Origin of the sequence: Kushneria avicenniae (assembly GCF_900112585.1) — a bacterium.
In the GTDB taxonomy this organism is placed as follows: domain Bacteria; phylum Pseudomonadota; class Gammaproteobacteria; order Pseudomonadales; family Halomonadaceae; genus Kushneria; species Kushneria avicenniae.
The window spans coordinates 394,393-410,153 of record NZ_FOLY01000004.1; the positions used below are offsets into that span (position 1 = coordinate 394,393).

A 15,761-nucleotide genomic window follows, 5' to 3' on the forward strand; every position below is an offset into this window, starting at 1 on the left:
ACGATGAAAAAGACATTGATGACGACAGCCACTCTGGCGCTCACTACCCTGTGGCTTGGCGGCTGCGCCGGCGGTCCGGACTGGCAGAAGCCGGACGGCACTTCGCAGCAGCTGCACTCCGACCAGGCCGACTGCCAGGTCATGGAAAACAAGGCCGATAACGATCAGACCTATGACGACTGCATGAAGGGTCGTGGCTGGACACCGACCTGATTTCGCATCACTCTGCGTCTGTCTCGGGCCTCCCTGTCGGGAGGCCTTTTTTGTATCCGCAAACGACATCAGCTCAACGAGCCGTGCGCCGGCCTCTATCCGTCTTCTATCATTGACGCACTGATGATCGACAAGTAGCTGACGGGGGTGTCATGGGCTGGTGGCAGGAGCAGAAATGGCAGCGATGGCAGGCCCGTCACCCGCTGCCTGAAGCGACGTGGCAGGACGTCTGTACCACGCTGCCGCTGCTGGCCGGTCTATCGAAACCGCTGCTGGCGCGTCTGGGCGAGCGCAGCTGGCGCGTGCTGTTTGAGCTGCGCCTGTCGCTGCCCGGGGAGGTCGAGTGGTCGGTCGAGGCTCATCTGACGCTGGCCGCCCAGATCGCTCTGATGGGGCTGGGCTGGTCCGACCGCCGGGCGCGCGACGCTCTGGGAGATACCCGCGAGATCATCGTGGTGCCGGGTGCCTTCCGACGACACGTGCAGGAAATGGATGACTTTGGCGTCATGCACGAATTCGACGACGAACGGGCCGGAGAAACCTCATGGGGCGGGCCGGTCGTGCTGTCGCTGGAGGATATCAAGTGCTCGGGTGAGTGGCACGGTTTCAATGTCATCATTCACGAGTTCGCCCACAAGCTAGACATGACCGGCAACATGGCCGTGGATGGCCAGCCCGCCCTGCCTGCCGACATTGACCCGAAAACCTGGTACGATACCTTCATGCGCGCTTGGCAAGCCTTTCAGGGGACGCTTGAGCGCGGTGAGGAAACGCCCATCGACGACTATGCCGCTACACACCCCAGTGAGTTTTTCGCCGTGTGCTGCGAATATTTTTTCAGCGCGCCGGATCTGCTCGAAGGCGTCTGGCCCGAGCTTTATGCCCTGCTGGTGCGCTATTTCAACCAGAACCCGCTGGAGCGCTATCGCCCCTTTGCCGCCACCTTCGAGCGCGCAACGCCAGCCCCGGAGTGATCCGCAGCATCAACCTGCCTCAGCGGGTGCTGCGCAAACCACTCGTGCAGGTGATCAATCATGCTGCGCAGTCTGGGCGTCACCTGATCACGATGGGCATACACGCAGTAAAGCCCCAGCACATCAGGATCATATTCCGGCAGAACACGCACCAGCTGCCCGCTATCCAGCGCCTCATCAAGCAGAAAATCGGGTTGCAGCGTGATGCCCATGCCGGCAATGGCCATATCACGCAGCACCTCACCGCTGTTGGCGGTCACGCCGGCCTGGGTGGTGCCGCTGTGGTGATTGGCACCGCGCGTAAAGTGCAGGCGCTGACCGTGACGAGCATAGCGATAATGCAATCCCTGGTGTGACGACAGCTCCCAGGGATGCTGTGGCGTGCCGGCGCGTGACAGGTAATCGGGCGAAGCACACAGCGTCAGGCCGATACTGCCGATACGCCGCGCGACCAGGGTGGAATCTTCAAGCTTCCCGATACGAAGGGCCATGTCAAAGCCCTCCTCGACCAGATCCACCTGACGATCGCTGAGTACCAGCTCCAGTGTTACTGAAGGGTACCTCTGACGATAGCGGGCCAGAATGGGCCCCAGATAGCGGATGCCGAAGGCATGAGGAGCACTGATTCGCAGTCGGCCATCCAGCAGGGCCTGATCGTCGTGTAGCGCGCCTTCAAGCGTTGCCAGCTCCCGCACGATGGTCTCACCGCGCGCCAGCACTTCCCGTCCGGCATCGGTCAGGCTCAGGCGCCGCGTGGTGCGATTGATCAATCTCGCCCCGAAGCGCTGCTCCAGAAAGGCCACATGCTTGCTGACCGACGAGCGTGACATCGACAGCCGCTCGGCAGCACCGATAAAGGCGCCCTGCTGCGCCACTTCCATAAAGACCCTGAGGGCCGCAACGGTATCCATGATTGTTTCCGGATTGAAAACCAATACTCCCTGATTAGCATGTTTATCCTGTACAGGGAAACCATCACACTGCGGGCATTCAATGACTGGAAGGGAATGCCTTCATGCAGACCACCTCTCAACCGGCCAGCGTCGATCGTTCTCATGTCGCCGGTCATGACATCGCTGCCCTGCTGCTGCGCCTGGCACTGGGGACCATGTTCATCGCTCACGGCCTGACCAAACTGCTGGTCTGGACCCTGGCCGGCACGGGTCAGTTTTTCGAGTCCATCGGACTGCCGGCCTGGGTGGCGTGGCCCATCACCGGTCTTGAACTGATTGGTGGCGCACTGTTGATCCTGGGCGTTCGCGTGCGCTGGGTCGCCCTGATTCTCGCCGCCGAACTGGCCGGTGCCAGCATGCCACACCTGGCCAACGGCTGGATGTTCACCTCATCCGGCGGCGGCTGGGAGTACCCGGTGTTTCTGGCCGTAACGGCTCTGGCACTGAGCGTTCTCGATGGCGGCAGACTGACCCTGCCCCGGTTTATCCAGCGGCGCTGATTCTTCCATTGACTGGAGTTCATGACATGGCACAGGTTCTGTTCATTTCTCACGGCTCACCCATGGAAGCTCTGGATCAGGGCGACAGTGCCAGCGCGTGGCGTGCGCTGGCCAACCAGATCAAGCGCCCGGCGCGTATCGTCGTGGCCTCGGCGCACTGGTCAGGCTTTCCCACCCGCCTGACAGGCAGCCAGACACCGAGAACGATTCACGATTTTGAGGGCTTCCCCGCGCCCCTTTATGACCTTCAGTATCCGGCACCCGGGGAGCCGCGGCTGGCTCGCGACGTGGCCTGTCGGCTGAGCGCTGCCGGGCTTCAGTCGTGGATCGACCCCGAGCGCGGGCTGGACCACGGCATGTGGGTGCCGCTGCGCCATCTGTATCCCGACGCCGACATCCCCGTGGTGGGCATCTCCATTAGTGCCCGCCACGATGCCGATTGGCACTACTACCTGGGGCGTCAGCTGGCGCAGGCACTGGATGACGATACCCTCTTGATCTGCTCGGGCAGTATTACCCATAACCTGGGCGACACACGCGGTGATAGTGCGGAAGTCTCGGGCTATGTCGATGCTTTCCAGACCTGGATCAGTCAGCAGATGGCCCAGCGCAACGATGCCGCACTGCTGGATTATCGCCGCCAGGCACCCGCCGCGGTTCGCGCTCATCCCACCGACGAGCATCTGCTGCCCCTGTTTGTGGCGCTGGGCGCCGGCGATACCCGTGCCCCGCAACGCTTCAATGCCGTCGTTTCTCACCAGGCACTGGCCATGGATGCCTATCTGTTCGAGCGCGCCACTCTGGACCATGCTCCCGAGCTGTCGCGCCCGACGCGCTCGCTGGTCAGCGTGGGCCGCTAGACTTGTCGAGCCGGCATCACGCCGGCTCAACTGCCTGCCGAGCCAGCCACTGCCATAAAAGCCCCGCGTTCTTGTGCAGCGTGCGCCCCTCGGGGCGCACCAGCCAGAACCCTTCCCGAGTGGGCAGAGAAATCTCGAAAGGCATGACCAGGGCGGGATCATCTGCCTCCAGCAGGCGACGATGCGCCAGTGCTACCCCGCAGCCGCAGGCGGCCAGACGCAGCGTCATGACCTGCGTATCACACACCAGCCGACGAACATCAGCACTTAAATGGCCAACGCCGGCCGCCTCGAGCCAGCTGGCCCAACCTGCGGAAAATCCGGTGGCATGCAGCAGGGTATGCCCTGCCAGGTCTTCCGGTCTGGTCAGCCGGGCGGCCATCGGCGGTGCACAGACCGGCGTCATTACCTCATGTCCCAGCGACTGCATCTGAACGTCCTGCCAGTCTCCCTGACCGTAGCGGATTTCAATGTCGGCATCGCGGATGCCGAACTGCTGTGACCAGACCGCCGTGACCACCTGCAGCTCGATCTCTGGATGTTGGCGATGAAAGGCCGCCAGCCGTGGAGCAAGCCAGTACTGCTGAACGCCAGGGGTGGCCCTGAGAATGACGGGCGTACTGCTGATCGGTCCGAAAACTTCCGCGGTGCTCATGGATAACTGCGAAAAGGCATCATGCAGGCCGGGCAGCCAGGCCCGGGCGGCATCGGTCAATGAAATGCGTTGCGAATGACGAATAAACAGGGGCTGTCCGAGGCGGTCCTCAAGCAGTCGAATGCGCTGGCTGATCGCCGATTGCGATACGCCAAGTTCGGCTCCGGCCGCGGTAAAGCTCAGGTGGCGGGCCGAGGCTTCAAAAGCCTGCATCCAGGCCAGCGGAGGTAGACGGGTCATGACAGGCTCCATGCATCGATCAAGTCCCCATGATCAGGGGCACCCATGGTAGCAGTGCACCAGCAGGATGCGCCCATGGATATCCATGACCATGCCGATTGGCTCATTGCAGGACCAGCCCATGACAGAAAGCCGACATTATAATGACGGCACTGGTTGCTGACGCCGTACGGCCTGACTAGACTCGTGGCCCTCATTGGCTACGGACGACATTGTCATGACCAGGCGTGTGTGGCTTGTCATTTTCATGATCGCGCTCATGGGCGCACTGGCGGGCTTCTGGCAGTGGCTTGCCATGGGTGATGCGATTACGCCCGAAAAGCTCGAGCGCTGGCTGGGCGAAACCATGAGCCTGCGGGAGTCCTGGTGGGCGCCACCGGCACTGATGCTGACCTATATGATCGGCAGCCTGATCATGTTCCCGCTGACCATTCTGGTCGGGGCCACAGGACTGATTTTCGGCCCCTGGTGGGGGCTTGCCTGGGCGCTATCGGGGACCATGGTGGCCAGCAGCGCCACCTGGTTGCTGGGCCGCATACTGGGACGAGAGATACTGACCCGTTACGGCGGCGACCGTATCCATCGCCTGGCCAACAGCGTGTCGCGCCACGGCATCCGCACCATGATCGTGTTCAATCTCCTGCCGCTGGCACCGTTTACCTTTACCAACATGATCGCCGGCGCCTGCCGGATGCCCTACGGGGTCTACATGGTCGGTTCAGTCATCGGCATCGTGCCGGGGCTGGCAGCCGTGACGGTCGCCGGCAGCCGACTGGGCGAGCTGATTCGCTCACGCAGTCTGGATAACCTGGCCTGGCTGATTGCCGCGGTGGTTGGCGTGATCGTCCTGGGGCTGGTCTTTCGCTGGATTTCACGCCACCGCCAGCAGATCTGACGCCGGCGATGGCATGAGGTCAGGACTTGTCGGCGCTCTTGGAAGAGACGCCGCCCTCAAGGTCGTCCTGGAGCTGCATCAGGGTTACCTCGCCCGGGGTAATCGAGGTGTTGTTGCCGGGGTGAAGATGATGGCCCTGGGTCAGCGGCGTCAGGCTACCCTCGACCAGCGGCACCCGCTGCCCGGTGGGCGGCGCCGGCCGCATCCGCGGCGCGACGCGTTTCGAGCCGCCAAACACACGGCGCAGCACCGTGCCGCGGTGACACAGCAGATTCCACTCCGCCTCCAGGCGCGCCCGCGCCTGCTCCCAGGTGGTCTGATTGTTGCCCAGCGATGACGCCTTGTTCCGATGGGCCGTCAAAAGCCGTTCATAGACGGCCAGACACTGATCGGCACATTTGCAGGTATCAAAACCCGCCGCCGTGGCCATCGCGCCTTCGCGCAGGCTCTGACAGCGCTGCGGATCTGACAGGCTGCCCAGGGCTCTGGCAAAGGCCTGCTCGTCCTGCTCCGGTAGTAAAAGGCCGTTGCGCTCATGAGAGAGCACCTCGCGCACGCCGGTGGCGTCCAGCGCCACCACCGGCAGCCCGGCAGCCATCGCCTCGACCACCACCATACCCTGGGTTTCGCTGAAAGAGGCAAAGGCGAAGCTGTCCATCGCGTGGTACGCATCGATCAGTGCCTGTGCCTTGAGCACGCCGGTCAGGTGCACCCGCTCCCCCACGCCCATCTGATGCGCCTGCGTCAGGATGGCATCACGCTCATCGCCGTCACCGACCACCATGAAGTGCATCTCCGGATGCTCGCTCAGTGCCCGGCAGACGCTGCGGGTCAGAAACGGCAGGTTTTTCTCCTGCGCCAGCCGTCCAACATGACCGACCACGTGAGCCTGCTCATCGATGCCGAAATGCGCGCGCCAGTACTCGCGGTTGCCTTCGGCGAAGCGCTCGATGTCCACACCGCTGGGCACCACTTCCAGCTCGGCACGCACGCCGCGCTCGCGCAAAATGGTGCGGATGCTCTCGCTGGGCGCGATTACGGTGTCGCAGAGTTCGGAGTAGCCGTTGGACAGCGCCAGCGCAAAGCGCTGCATGACCGGCGAGTTGCCCGGCACGTAATGGGTATAGTGCTCATAGAGCGTGTGATGGGTGAACACCAGCGGCAGGCCGCGCCCCTGTGCCACGCGCACCGCCGTATCTCCCAGCAGAAAGGGATGATTGGAGTGCACGATATCGGGGGCAAAGGCCCGGATGGCCTCGTCAAGCGAGCCGGGCATGGTGACCGGCAGGGAAAAGTCGCTGCCGTTGAAACGCTGCATGGCAGGCACGCGGATGACATCGGTCTCCGTTTCGGGCTGACCGTCCAGCGTGGGCGCCACCACCAGCACGCGGTGACCGGCGGCCCTGAAACATTCGACGAATCGCTGCACGGATTCGCTGACCCCCCCCACGATGGGGCTATAGGTGTTGGTGAACATCAAAATGTTCAAGCCATTCCTCCTGATGCTGGCCTCATGGGCTGATGACAGCACCTGACAAACCTGATTGCGCAAACATGTCGAAGGCCTCGACACCATGCGCGCATTATAGCCGACGAAGTCTATCAGAGCTGCGCGGTACCAGGCATTCCGATGCCACGGGAACTACACTGCAGGCGGCATCACAATATATGAATAACGCTTTGTCTCCGAGACAGGATGCCCGGCCACCTGACGGCCACAATATCGACCATGAAAGCCGACCGCTCGATGAAGGAGTACGCCCATGAGTACCATTTTTGAAGAGATCCGCAAGGACCATGACACCCAGCGCACGCTCCTGGACCTGCTGGTCAAGACCCACGGTGACAGTGACGGACGCGAAGAGCTTTTTCAACGCGTCAAGGCGGCCCTCAAGACCCATGAAACCGCCGAGGAACGTTATTTCTATCGCCCGCTGATGGCCTATGACAACGGGGTCGGTAAATCCCGTCACGGTATCGCCGAACATCATGAGATGGATGAAGTCATCGAGCAGATGGAAAGCACGGATTTCAGCTCACCTGCCTGGCTTGGCTACGCCAAAAAGCTACAGGACATGGCACTGCACCATTTCGAGGATGAGGAGCAGCAGTTTTTCATCTCGGCCGGCCAGAAATTTGAAGACGATGAGAAAACGCGTCTGGGGCAGGAATATCGCAGCGAGATGGAGCGTCTGAACAACTGATTTCGTTGGGTGCCCGCAACCGTTGGCACCCGTTTCAACGCCCGGTCGAATGTCACGGTAGCGGCAGCAGCCGCTCGGCAAGACCTTCTGTCATGGCATCGATGAACCGGGCAATCCGTTCCGGAACAAAACGCTGCTGACGATGTACCGCCATGAAATCCATCCGCGGCGTCTCGAAATCAGACAACAGCGGGACGAGCCGGCCCAGCGCCAGCGGTTGTTGTACCTGCCACCATGAGCGATAAATAATACCGTGTCCGGCCATGGCCCAGCGGGTCACACTCTCCCCGTCGTTGCTGCTCATCGTCCCGCTGACCCGCACTCTTCTTTCCTGCCCGTCCTTTATAAAGCGCCAGTCATCAAAGCCTGCATCACGCTCGCGCACCAGCAGACAGTTGTGACGGGCAAGCGCCTCCGGCGTGACCGGGCGACCAGCGCGCGCCAGATAGTCAGGTGAGGCACAGGCGATGCGGCGACTGGCCAACAGCCGCCGGGCCCGTAGCCGGGAATCCGGTGCGGGGCCCACAATGATGCCGATATCCAGATCATGCGCCAGCAGGTCACGCGGATAGTCACTCAAATCCAGCAGCACCTCGACACCTGGATGCTCGCAGGTGAACTGCTCGATCAACGGCGCCACATGAGCACGACCGAACCCGAAGGTCGCGTTGACTCGCAGCGGCCCGGACAGTGCACGGTGCTGGTCCCCCAGCGAGCTTTCCAGTTCATCGAGTTCCTGAAGCAGTGAAGCGCCGCGCTGCAGATACTGCTCACCCTCACCGGTCAGCGCCAGGCGCCGAGTGGTTCGTCGCATCAGCTGTACCCCCAGACGCTTTTCCAGCTGGCTCAACCGCTTGCTGACCGCCGACAGCGACAGCCCCAGTGCCTGCGCCGCCTGCGTCATCGACTCGTGTCGGGCCAGCACCTGAAAAAAGTGCAGATCGCTGATGGCCTTCATGGCGGCTCCCCATCGACTGTTGAACCAGATTCAATAATCAATTGCCTGATGATCTGATTATAAACGCCGACAAATCCTCTAGAGTACTGACAGGCGTTCACCACCGCAGGTACCTGTCATGCTAGAGATGTTCAAGACCTTTGATCTGAACGTGAACGGCGTCACCCTGCACGGCCGTGCCGGAGGCGAGGGGCCACCCCTTCTGTTGCTGCACGGCCATCCGCAGACGCACGTCATCTGGCATCGGATCGCGCCCGCGCTGAAGGCGTACTTTCATATCGTCATGGTGGATCTGCGCGGCTACGGTCACTCATCGAAACCACCGGGCGATGCCGAACACGTGACCTACAGCAAGCGTGTCATGGCACAGGATCTGGTCGCGCTGATGTCTGTACACGGGTTTGAACGCTTTTCGATACTGGCCCACGATCGCGGTGCCCGCGTGGCACATCGACTCTGTCTGGATCATCCCCGATGCGTCGAGCGCGCCATGTTTCTCGACATTGCCCCGACGCTTGATATGTACGAGCGCACCGATCGCGCCTTCGCCAGCGCCTATTTCCACTGGTTCATGCTGATTCAGCCCGCTCCGCTGCCCGAAAGGCTGATCGAGGCCGACCCGCGTGCCTGGATCGACGGCGTGATGGGCAACCGCCACGCCGGACTCGCACCGTTTTCCGACGAGGCGCTCAAGGCCTATCGAGAGGCGATGGCGCTGCCGGGCACGGCGCACGCCATGTGCGAAGACTACCGCGCCGCCAGCACCATCGACCTGGAACATGACCGGCTCGATCGTCATCAGAACCGGCACATCCAGTGCCCGCTCAGAGTGCTGTGGGGTGAGCACGGCGTGATCGAAAAGCTGTTTGATCCCATGGCGCTGTGGCAGACCTGTGCTCTTGAGGCCAGCGGGCGAGCCCTGCCCTGCGGTCACTATCTGCCCGAAGAGTGTCCCGACGAGGTCATCGACGAGGCGCTGAGCTTTTTTAACGCCTCTGGTTTTAATGCTTCTGGTTTTAACGCTTCCGGGGGCGCTGCCTGATCCTTCTCTATCCAATGCTTGCAAGGAGAGATTCATGAGCCACAACATTGCGGTCATTCCCGGCGACGGTATCGGGATCGAGGTCATGCCCGAAGGCGTGCGCGCACTGGAAGCGGCGGCACACCGCTTCAATCTGGATCTGAACTTTACCGAGTTCGATTTTGCCAGCTGCGACTACCATGAGCGCCACGGCAAAATGATGCCAGATGATTGGCGTGACCAGCTTGGCAGTATGGACGCCATCTTCTTTGGGGCCGTTGGCATGCCCGAGCGCGTGCCGGATCACATCTCCCTGTGGGGCTCGCTGCTGCAGTTTCGCCGCGCCTTTGATCAATACGTCAATCTGCGCCCCTGCAAACTGATGCCCGGCATCAAGAGCCCGCTGGCTGGCCGCGCCCCCGGCGATATCGATTTCTACGTAGTACGTGAAAATACCGAAGGCGAATATTCCAGCGTCGGCGGCAAAATGTTTGAAGGCACCGACCGCGAGGTCGTGATTCAGGACACGGTCATGACCCGTACCGGCATTGATCGCGTATTGAAGTTCGCCTTTGAGCTGGCCGGAACCCGCCCCCGTAAAAAGCTGACCTCTGCGACCAAATCCAACGGCATCTCGATCACCATGCCCTACTGGGATGAACGCGTGGCAGAAATGGCCAAAAGCTACCCGGACATCAGCGTCGACAAGTTCCATATCGATATCCTGACCGCCAACTTTGTGCTGCACCCGGACTGGTTCGACGTGGTTGTGGCCAGTAACCTCTTCGGTGACATTCTCTCCGATCTGGGCCCGGCCTGTACCGGTACCATCGGCGTGGCACCGTCGGCCAACATCAATCCTGAAGGTCACTTCCCGAGTCTTTTCGAACCGGTCCACGGCAGCGCCCCGGACATCTTTGGCAAGGGGATTGCCAATCCGATCGGCCAGATCTGGTCGGCGGCGATGATGCTGGAGCATCTGGGGCACGCTGACGCCGGCAAGGCGGTGGTGGACGCCATCGAGCGCGTGCTGGCCGCAGGCCCGGGGGATGCGCCGCTGACGCCGGATCTGGGCGGCAGGGGATCTACCGGCGAGCTGGGCGAGACCATCGCCGAGGCAATCAAAAACGGCTGACCGCCATTCATTACAGCCATGACCGCGACGGCCATCATGGTCGCCATCAAAACTGCGACAACCATCATGGTCGCCATTAAAAAAGGGCCGCATCACGACAGTGATACGGCCCCTTTTCCATCAGGCACAGGCTCTGGTTCAGATCCTGAAGCGGTCCACCGATTGATACAGGCGACCGGACTGCTCTTCCAGCGAAGACGCCGCGGCCGCGGCCTCCTCGACCAGAGCGGCGTTCTGCTGAGTCACCTGATCCATCTGGCTGACGGCCTGATTGACCTGCTCGATACCGCTGGTCTGCTCCTTCGAGGCGGCCGCAATCTCGGCCATTAGATCATTGACCCGACGCGAGCTCTGCGTGATGGTCGCCATGGTGGTATCGGCCTCGTCCACCAGCGTGGTACCGCTGGCCACCTGAGACACCGAACGTTCGATCAGCGCCTTGATGTCGCTGGCCGCGGTAGCCGAGCGGCTGGCCAGCTGGCGCACCTCACCGGCGACCACTGCAAAGCCGCGACCCTGCTCACCGGCCCGGGCTGCCTCGACGGCGGCGTTGAGGGCGAGCAGGTTGGTCTGAAAGGCGATGCTGTCGATCATGGTGATGATTTCACTGATCTTGCTCGAACTTTCGCGAATCTCGCCCATGGTCGCCACGACCCGCTGGATAACCTCGCGACCGTTATCCATCTCGCTGGAGGCGCTCTGTGACAGCCGGGTCGCCTGGGCGGCGTTGTCAGCATTCTGGCGCACGGTAGCGGTCAGCTCTTCCATGCTGGCGGCAGTTTCTTCCAGCGAGGCAGCCTGCTGCTCGGTGCGTGATGACAGATCATTGTTGCCGGCGGCAATTTCACGGGCGCCTACATCGATGGACTCGCTGGCCTGACGAATGCTGGCAATGGTGCCGGCAAGCTCCGCGCGCATGTGTTCGATGTGATACAAAAGACTGGTCCGGTCGCCCTCTTTCAGCGCCAGGGATGTGCCCAGGCGACCGTCGGCGATTTCGCGTACACGCTCGATGGCATAGGCAGGCTCACCGCCCAGACCGCGATAGATGTTGCGGGTCAACAGCACAAACGCCACGGTCAGCGCAGCGCCCACCAGCGCCAGCAGTCCAACGTACTGCAACAGCTTGGCCATGAAGGCATGCTGAATATCGTCGGTATACACCCCGGCGGCCAGGTTGATCTGCCAGGGCGCAAAGCGCTCGACGTAGCCCAGCTTGGGCAATAGCTCTTCACCGGTGGCATTGCGAGAGTCGTAATCGACGAATCCGCTGCCAGTAGCCAGCGCCTTTTTCAAAAGCTCTGCGTACACGGCCACGCCATTGGGGTCCGTATAGGTCGACATATCTGCACCCTGCTCGCGACGCGGGTGATACAGCACGCGCGCGCTGTCATCAAAGGCAAAGATATAGTTTTGGCGGTCATCGCCGAAATGCAGTCCGCTCAGTGCATCCACTGCTCGACGACGCGCTTCATCCATGGTGAACTCGCCGGCACCGGCGCGCTCGTAATAACGCTCGAACAGCGTGTGGGCCACACCCACGGTGGCCTTGAGACTGCGCTCGCGCTCTTCAAACATCATGCCACGCGCATTCCATGCCATGCTGGTCACCAGAATCAGCATGCCGACCCACATCAGGGCCAGAATGGCGAACATTTTCTTTTTCAGCGTCCACTGGCCCAGGCTGAATCCGGCACGACGGCGCGACATTGCTTTCGAGCCATGATAAGGGGCCGTAGGTTCCCCCGCTGTCATCTCCGCCCACCCAACCTGCGACGTCATGCCTGTCTCTCCAAGGATGTTGTATCCAGCGCCATTATGGCGTTACTGATACACATCATCGGCTGACAGGGGCTAGACTTGAGGCGACATGAACGCGATGAATCACTCCGAGCCGACGGCACCGACGGGAGCATGGCATGCCTGACATGGCGGATTTAAAGGGATTACTGGGCAGTCTGGCGAGTGCCATGGGCGGCGAAACGGGCATCCCGACGGGGTGCCAGGCCGTGGAGGGCTTCGAGCTCGAGCGTTATCTGGGCCTGTGGTACGAGATCGCGCGACTGGATCACAGCTTCGAGCGGGGGCTCAGGAAGGTCACGGCGCACTACGGGCTGCGCGATGATGAAGGCGTGGCGGTCACCAACCGTGGTTTCAACCCGGATGACAGCGAATGGGACGAGGCCAGGGGCAAGGCGTATTTTGAAGAGGATCGCCGCACCGGGCGCTTTCGTGTCTCCTTTTTCGGACCCTTCTACGCCGGCTACAACATTCTCTGGCTCGATGACGACTACGAACACGCCATTGTGGCCGGCCCCAACCATGGCTTTCTCTGGCTGCTGGCGCGCTCGCCGGACGTGGCGCCCGACATGTACGAGCACATGGTCATGCTGGCCCGCCAGAACGGCTTTGATACCGACGCCCTGATTCGCGTTTCACACGACGCACCCGAGGTTTGAACCGATGCCGACTCAGCGCGCAACGATACCGGCCCAATAGACCCGCCGGATGCTGGCCAGTCGCTGATTGAACGTCACTCGATCGTAGAGAAAGCTTTCGCTGAAAAGGCCGTCGATGACGCAGTAGGTCATGCTGATAAAGTCGTTTTTTTCCAGATCATTGCGCAGTACGCCCTGCGCAATACCTTCCTGAAAGGCGCTTTCGAGTAGCGCATCAATGGCCGTCTCGCTGTCGCGACTGATCTGTCTGAGCGGCTGTGACAGCGAAGGCGGCGGAAACAGCAGAAAACGCTTGTAAAACACCCCCCGACCCGAATCAAAGATGAAATCGCTGCAGGCCTGCAAGAGATTCTGAAGGCGCTGTTCGACGCCTGCCCCACCGGTAAGGCTGTGCTCGACCACCTCCAGCATCTCGGCCTCGACCTCCTCGACCAGGCCCAGAAAGAGCGCCTCCTTGCTGACAAAGTGGTTATACAGCGAGGGGGTGCGAATACCCACCTCCCGCGCAATGGCTGACAGCGGCGTGGCTTCATAGCCCTGCTCGGCAAACAGCCTGAGGCCCACCTCCCTGATGCGTGTCTCGGTACTCATGGCCCTGTTCCTTGTCGAGGCAGTGATCGGACTTGCAGTAGTACATGAACGGCCCTAGACTAACTAACAATCGTTAGCACAACAATCCCGCCCGTGTCCAAGACACGGACAAGGAGAGAATCATGGCCTCAAAATGGTGGCTGATGCTGCCAGCCACGCTGTGTGAAATCGGCTGGGCGCTGGGTGCCAAATACGCCCAGGGGCCCGTCGAATGGCTGGCCACTCTGGTGCTGGTGACACTGAGTCTGGGACTGGCGACATGGATGGCACGCACCCTGCCGACGACCACTGTCTATACCGTGTTCGTCGGCCTCGGCGCCACAGGCACCGTGCTGGTGGATATCGCCTTTCTGGGCGCGCCGTTCAACGTCCTGACGCTAATATTGATGGCTGCCCTTTTGACCGGCGTGGTCGGTCTCAAGCTCTACTCATCCAGCAATTCGTCCAGCAATTCATCCAGCGGCTCTTCCAACGACGAGGAGGCCTCATGTACTGGCTCGCACTGATCATGTCAGGGCTTATGGAAGTGGTCGGCGTCACCGGCATCGAAAAGTTCAACCGCGGTTCGCGGCGGGCAGGCCTTGCCATGCTGGTGGTCGGCTTCGGACTCTCACTGGCGTTCATCTCGTTTGCCATGCGCGACATCAGCCTGGGGGTTGCCTACGCCGTCTTTACCGCCATCGGCACCGTCGCCAGTGCCCTTTTGGGCATGCTCTTCTGGGGCGAGTCGAAAAGCCCGGTACGCCTTGGTTTCATGACCCTGATCATTGCCTCGGTGGTCGGGCTCAAGCTGGTCTCAGGCACTCAGTGACGCCGCCCGGGCGTCACTTTTCCTCTCGCGCCCAGGCCAGCAGCGGCCGGGTGCGTGCGTGCATGTCCAGTCGCGCCTTTAAACGCACCATGTTCCAGTAGTGGCCGTTGAGCGTGCGCGACAGCAGCATGGTATCGGCCGGCGGCTGCAGGCGGTCCATGGCGGACCAGACCCGCGGGCTGATCTCGCGCAACCGGTAGTGGATGCGCGCATCGCTGAAGTCCTGCTCGCCGGGCTCGAACAGCGGTCGCATGGCCGCGGCGGATTCGCGATAGAGCGCCAGCGGCGCACCCTCGCCCTGACGTCCGCCCATCGAGCGCAGCGCCTCGTCCATGCCCATCGGATCGTCATCGATCGCCGCACCCAGCAGCCGCATCATCGAGCGAAGCCGCGCCTCGGGCACGCTGATCACCGCACCAAGGTCATAGACGATCAGCCGACCCTCGTCATCGGTGGCGAAATTGCCGGCGTGCGGGTCGGCATGCAGTTCACGATGGGTGAACATCTCCTCGGTCAGCCAGTCGCCCAGATTGGCGGCAAGGCGCTGGCGCACCTCATCGGCCATCGCCTCGGCGTCGCGCATGGAAATGCCCGGCAGATAACGCATCGCCAGTACCCGGTCGCCGGAATAGGCCGCCAGCGGCTCGGGAAAACGCAGGCCGTCGTTGTCGGCGTAGCGCAAGCGATAGCGCGCCAGCGCCTCGAGCTCGGCGCGATAGTCGAGCTCTTTGCGCAGACTGTCGGCGAACTCGTCGAACATGGCGTCCAGCCGGGCCTGAGGGACCTTCATCCATCGCATCAGCCGCATCATGCGCCGCACCTGCACCAGATCCTGCTCGAGCACGCGCTCAAGGCCCGGATACTGCACCTTGAGCACCAGCGTTTCGCCGTCATGAGTGGTGGCGCGATGCACCTGCCCCATGGAAGCACTGGCAAAGGGTGTGGTCTCGATATCGGCAAAGACAGCCTCGAGATCGCCATACTGATCCACCAGCGTGCGGCGAATGTCTGCCCATGGCATGGGACGGGCCTGGCGCTGCAGCCGGGCCAGCTGCTCGGCCAGCGCGGGCGGCAGCAGGTCATCCCACTGCGCCATGATCTGGGCCAGCTTCATGGCCGGCCCCTTGAGCTCGGAAAGCTCGTTGAAAAGCTGCTCGCCGAGCGCCTCCCAGCCCGCATCGCGTCCCATGCGCGAGCGCAACAGGGCGCCACCGGTGCGTGCCCCCATTCCCAGCATTCGCCGCGTTCTGCCTCGCTCTCTCATTTACGTGATTCCTTTCAGACGTTCATGA

Annotated in this window: 18 protein-coding genes; 11 read left to right on the forward strand and 7 right to left on the reverse strand. The window is 61.8% G+C overall.

What is annotated here, in order from left to right:
- The first annotated feature begins 3 nt into the window (after positions 1 to 3).
- Positions 4 to 213 (forward strand): hypothetical protein, encoded by a 210-nt coding sequence (locus BM079_RS11070; RefSeq protein ID WP_090133967.1) that lies wholly within the window; start codon positions 4 to 6, stop codon positions 211 to 213.
- Between the two features lie 152 nt (positions 214 to 365).
- A complete protein-coding gene (locus BM079_RS11075) occupies positions 366 to 1,187 on the forward strand; it encodes a M90 family metallopeptidase (RefSeq protein ID WP_090133969.1) in 822 nt (273 codons plus the stop codon).
- Here the strand turns inward: BM079_RS11075 and BM079_RS11080 are convergent.
- A complete protein-coding gene (locus BM079_RS11080; protein ID WP_090133971.1) occupies positions 1,136 to 2,098 on the reverse strand; it encodes a LysR family transcriptional regulator in 963 nt (320 codons plus the stop codon). The genes BM079_RS11075 and BM079_RS11080 overlap by 52 nt on opposite strands.
- 104 nt (positions 2,099 to 2,202) lie before the next feature.
- On the opposite strand from BM079_RS11080, the gene BM079_RS11085 reads away from it, so the two are divergent.
- Positions 2,203 to 2,640, forward strand: a complete 438-nt coding sequence (locus tag BM079_RS11085; protein ID WP_090133973.1) for a DoxX family protein — start codon at positions 2,203 to 2,205, stop codon at positions 2,638 to 2,640.
- Positions 2,641 to 2,666: 26 nt separating this feature from the next.
- Positions 2,667 to 3,500, forward strand: a complete 834-nt coding sequence (locus BM079_RS11090) for a dioxygenase family protein (RefSeq protein ID WP_090133975.1) — start codon at positions 2,667 to 2,669, stop codon at positions 3,498 to 3,500.
- Between the two features lie 16 nt (positions 3,501 to 3,516).
- On the opposite strand, the gene BM079_RS11095 is transcribed toward BM079_RS11090, so the two are convergent.
- Positions 3,517 to 4,395 (reverse strand): LysR substrate-binding domain-containing protein, encoded by an 879-nt coding sequence (locus tag BM079_RS11095; protein WP_090134262.1) that lies wholly within the window; start codon positions 4,393 to 4,395, stop codon positions 3,517 to 3,519.
- Positions 4,396 to 4,612: 217 nt separating this feature from the next.
- On the opposite strand from BM079_RS11095, the gene BM079_RS11100 reads away from it, so the two are divergent.
- A complete protein-coding gene (locus BM079_RS11100) occupies positions 4,613 to 5,290 on the forward strand; it encodes a TVP38/TMEM64 family protein (RefSeq protein WP_090133977.1) in 678 nt (225 codons plus the stop codon).
- A 19-nt stretch (positions 5,291 to 5,309) separates the two neighbouring features.
- Here BM079_RS11100 and BM079_RS11105 read toward each other — a convergent pair whose 3' ends face one another.
- Positions 5,310 to 6,779 (reverse strand): glycosyltransferase, encoded by a 1,470-nt coding sequence (locus BM079_RS11105; RefSeq protein ID WP_090133978.1) that lies wholly within the window; start codon positions 6,777 to 6,779, stop codon positions 5,310 to 5,312.
- A 274-nt stretch (positions 6,780 to 7,053) separates the two neighbouring features.
- Between BM079_RS11105 and BM079_RS11110 the strand changes: the two genes are divergently transcribed.
- On the forward strand, positions 7,054 to 7,494 hold the full coding sequence (locus tag BM079_RS11110; protein WP_090133979.1) for a hemerythrin domain-containing protein: 441 nt from the start codon (positions 7,054 to 7,056) through the stop codon (positions 7,492 to 7,494).
- 52 nt (positions 7,495 to 7,546) lie between these two features.
- Here BM079_RS11110 and BM079_RS11115 read toward each other — a convergent pair whose 3' ends face one another.
- Positions 7,547 to 8,452, reverse strand: coding sequence for a LysR substrate-binding domain-containing protein (locus tag BM079_RS11115; RefSeq protein WP_090133980.1), 906 nt, complete (start codon positions 8,450 to 8,452; stop codon positions 7,547 to 7,549).
- Positions 8,453 to 8,570: 118 nt separating this feature from the next.
- Between BM079_RS11115 and BM079_RS11120 the strand changes: the two genes are divergently transcribed.
- Both BM079_RS11120 and BM079_RS11125 read left to right on the forward strand, forming a co-directional pair.
- Positions 8,571 to 9,494 (forward strand): alpha/beta fold hydrolase, encoded by a 924-nt coding sequence (locus BM079_RS11120; protein WP_090133981.1) that lies wholly within the window; start codon positions 8,571 to 8,573, stop codon positions 9,492 to 9,494.
- Between the two features lie 34 nt (positions 9,495 to 9,528).
- A complete protein-coding gene (locus tag BM079_RS11125; RefSeq protein WP_090133982.1) occupies positions 9,529 to 10,608 on the forward strand; it encodes a tartrate dehydrogenase in 1,080 nt (359 codons plus the stop codon).
- Between the two features lie 138 nt (positions 10,609 to 10,746).
- Here BM079_RS11125 and BM079_RS11130 read toward each other — a convergent pair whose 3' ends face one another.
- On the reverse strand, positions 10,747 to 12,318 hold the full coding sequence (locus tag BM079_RS11130; RefSeq protein ID WP_245742987.1) for a methyl-accepting chemotaxis protein: 1,572 nt from the start codon (positions 12,316 to 12,318) through the stop codon (positions 10,747 to 10,749).
- Positions 12,319 to 12,527: 209 nt separating this feature from the next.
- On the opposite strand from BM079_RS11130, the gene BM079_RS11135 reads away from it, so the two are divergent.
- Positions 12,528 to 13,067, forward strand: a complete 540-nt coding sequence (locus BM079_RS11135; protein ID WP_245742989.1) for a lipocalin family protein — start codon at positions 12,528 to 12,530, stop codon at positions 13,065 to 13,067.
- 12 nt (positions 13,068 to 13,079) lie between these two features.
- Here the strand turns inward: BM079_RS11135 and BM079_RS11140 are convergent, their stop codons facing one another.
- Positions 13,080 to 13,658 carry a TetR/AcrR family transcriptional regulator gene (locus BM079_RS11140; protein WP_090133983.1) on the reverse strand — a complete coding sequence of 193 codons (579 nt, stop codon included), beginning with the start codon at positions 13,656 to 13,658 and terminating at the stop codon, positions 13,080 to 13,082.
- A 122-nt stretch (positions 13,659 to 13,780) separates the two neighbouring features.
- Between BM079_RS11140 and BM079_RS11145 the strand changes: the two genes are divergently transcribed.
- On the forward strand, positions 13,781 to 14,164 hold the full coding sequence (locus tag BM079_RS11145; protein WP_090133984.1) for a DMT family transporter: 384 nt from the start codon (positions 13,781 to 13,783) through the stop codon (positions 14,162 to 14,164).
- Positions 14,146 to 14,469, forward strand: a complete 324-nt coding sequence (locus BM079_RS11150) for a DMT family transporter (RefSeq protein WP_090133985.1) — start codon at positions 14,146 to 14,148, stop codon at positions 14,467 to 14,469. The genes BM079_RS11145 and BM079_RS11150 overlap by 19 nt, the downstream gene beginning before the upstream one ends.
- Positions 14,470 to 14,482: 13 nt before the next feature.
- Here BM079_RS11150 and BM079_RS11155 read toward each other — a convergent pair whose 3' ends face one another.
- Entirely contained in the window at positions 14,483 to 15,733 is a 1,251-nt protein-coding gene (locus BM079_RS11155; RefSeq protein WP_090133988.1) for an ABC1 kinase family protein, read from the reverse strand.
- Positions 15,734 to 15,761: the final 28 nt, after the last annotated feature.

What these genes read in the sequence shown, in the direction of transcription:
- BM079_RS11070 (WP_090133967.1), top strand. Translation starts at nt 4, where the DNA reads ATGAAAAAGACATTGATGACGACAGCCACTCTGGCGCTCACTACCCTG.
- BM079_RS11075 (WP_090133969.1), top strand. Translation starts at nt 366, where the DNA reads ATGGGCTGGTGGCAGGAGCAGAAATGGCAGCGATGGCAGGCCCGTCAC.
- BM079_RS11080 (WP_090133971.1), bottom strand. Translation starts at nt 2,098, where the DNA reads ATGGATACCGTTGCGGCCCTCAGGGTCTTTATGGAAGTGGCGCAGCAG.
- BM079_RS11085 (WP_090133973.1), top strand. Translation starts at nt 2,203, where the DNA reads ATGCAGACCACCTCTCAACCGGCCAGCGTCGATCGTTCTCATGTCGCC.
- BM079_RS11090 (WP_090133975.1), top strand. Translation starts at nt 2,667, where the DNA reads ATGGCACAGGTTCTGTTCATTTCTCACGGCTCACCCATGGAAGCTCTG.
- BM079_RS11095 (WP_090134262.1), bottom strand. Translation starts at nt 4,395, where the DNA reads ATGACCCGTCTACCTCCGCTGGCCTGGATGCAGGCTTTTGAAGCCTCG.
- BM079_RS11100 (WP_090133977.1), top strand. Translation starts at nt 4,613, where the DNA reads ATGACCAGGCGTGTGTGGCTTGTCATTTTCATGATCGCGCTCATGGGC.
- BM079_RS11110 (WP_090133979.1), top strand. Translation starts at nt 7,054, where the DNA reads ATGAGTACCATTTTTGAAGAGATCCGCAAGGACCATGACACCCAGCGC.
- BM079_RS11115 (WP_090133980.1), bottom strand. Translation starts at nt 8,452, where the DNA reads ATGAAGGCCATCAGCGATCTGCACTTTTTTCAGGTGCTGGCCCGACAC.
- BM079_RS11120 (WP_090133981.1), top strand. Translation starts at nt 8,571, where the DNA reads ATGCTAGAGATGTTCAAGACCTTTGATCTGAACGTGAACGGCGTCACC.
- BM079_RS11125 (WP_090133982.1), top strand. Translation starts at nt 9,529, where the DNA reads ATGAGCCACAACATTGCGGTCATTCCCGGCGACGGTATCGGGATCGAG.
- BM079_RS11130 (WP_245742987.1), bottom strand. Translation starts at nt 12,318, where the DNA reads ATGTCGCGCCGTCGTGCCGGATTCAGCCTGGGCCAGTGGACGCTGAAA.
- BM079_RS11135 (WP_245742989.1), top strand. Translation starts at nt 12,528, where the DNA reads ATGCCTGACATGGCGGATTTAAAGGGATTACTGGGCAGTCTGGCGAGT.
- BM079_RS11140 (WP_090133983.1), bottom strand. Translation starts at nt 13,658, where the DNA reads ATGAGTACCGAGACACGCATCAGGGAGGTGGGCCTCAGGCTGTTTGCC.
- BM079_RS11145 (WP_090133984.1), top strand. Translation starts at nt 13,781, where the DNA reads ATGGCCTCAAAATGGTGGCTGATGCTGCCAGCCACGCTGTGTGAAATC.
- BM079_RS11150 (WP_090133985.1), top strand. Translation starts at nt 14,146, where the DNA reads ATGTACTGGCTCGCACTGATCATGTCAGGGCTTATGGAAGTGGTCGGC.
- BM079_RS11155 (WP_090133988.1), bottom strand. Translation starts at nt 15,733, where the DNA reads ATGAGAGAGCGAGGCAGAACGCGGCGAATGCTGGGAATGGGGGCACGC.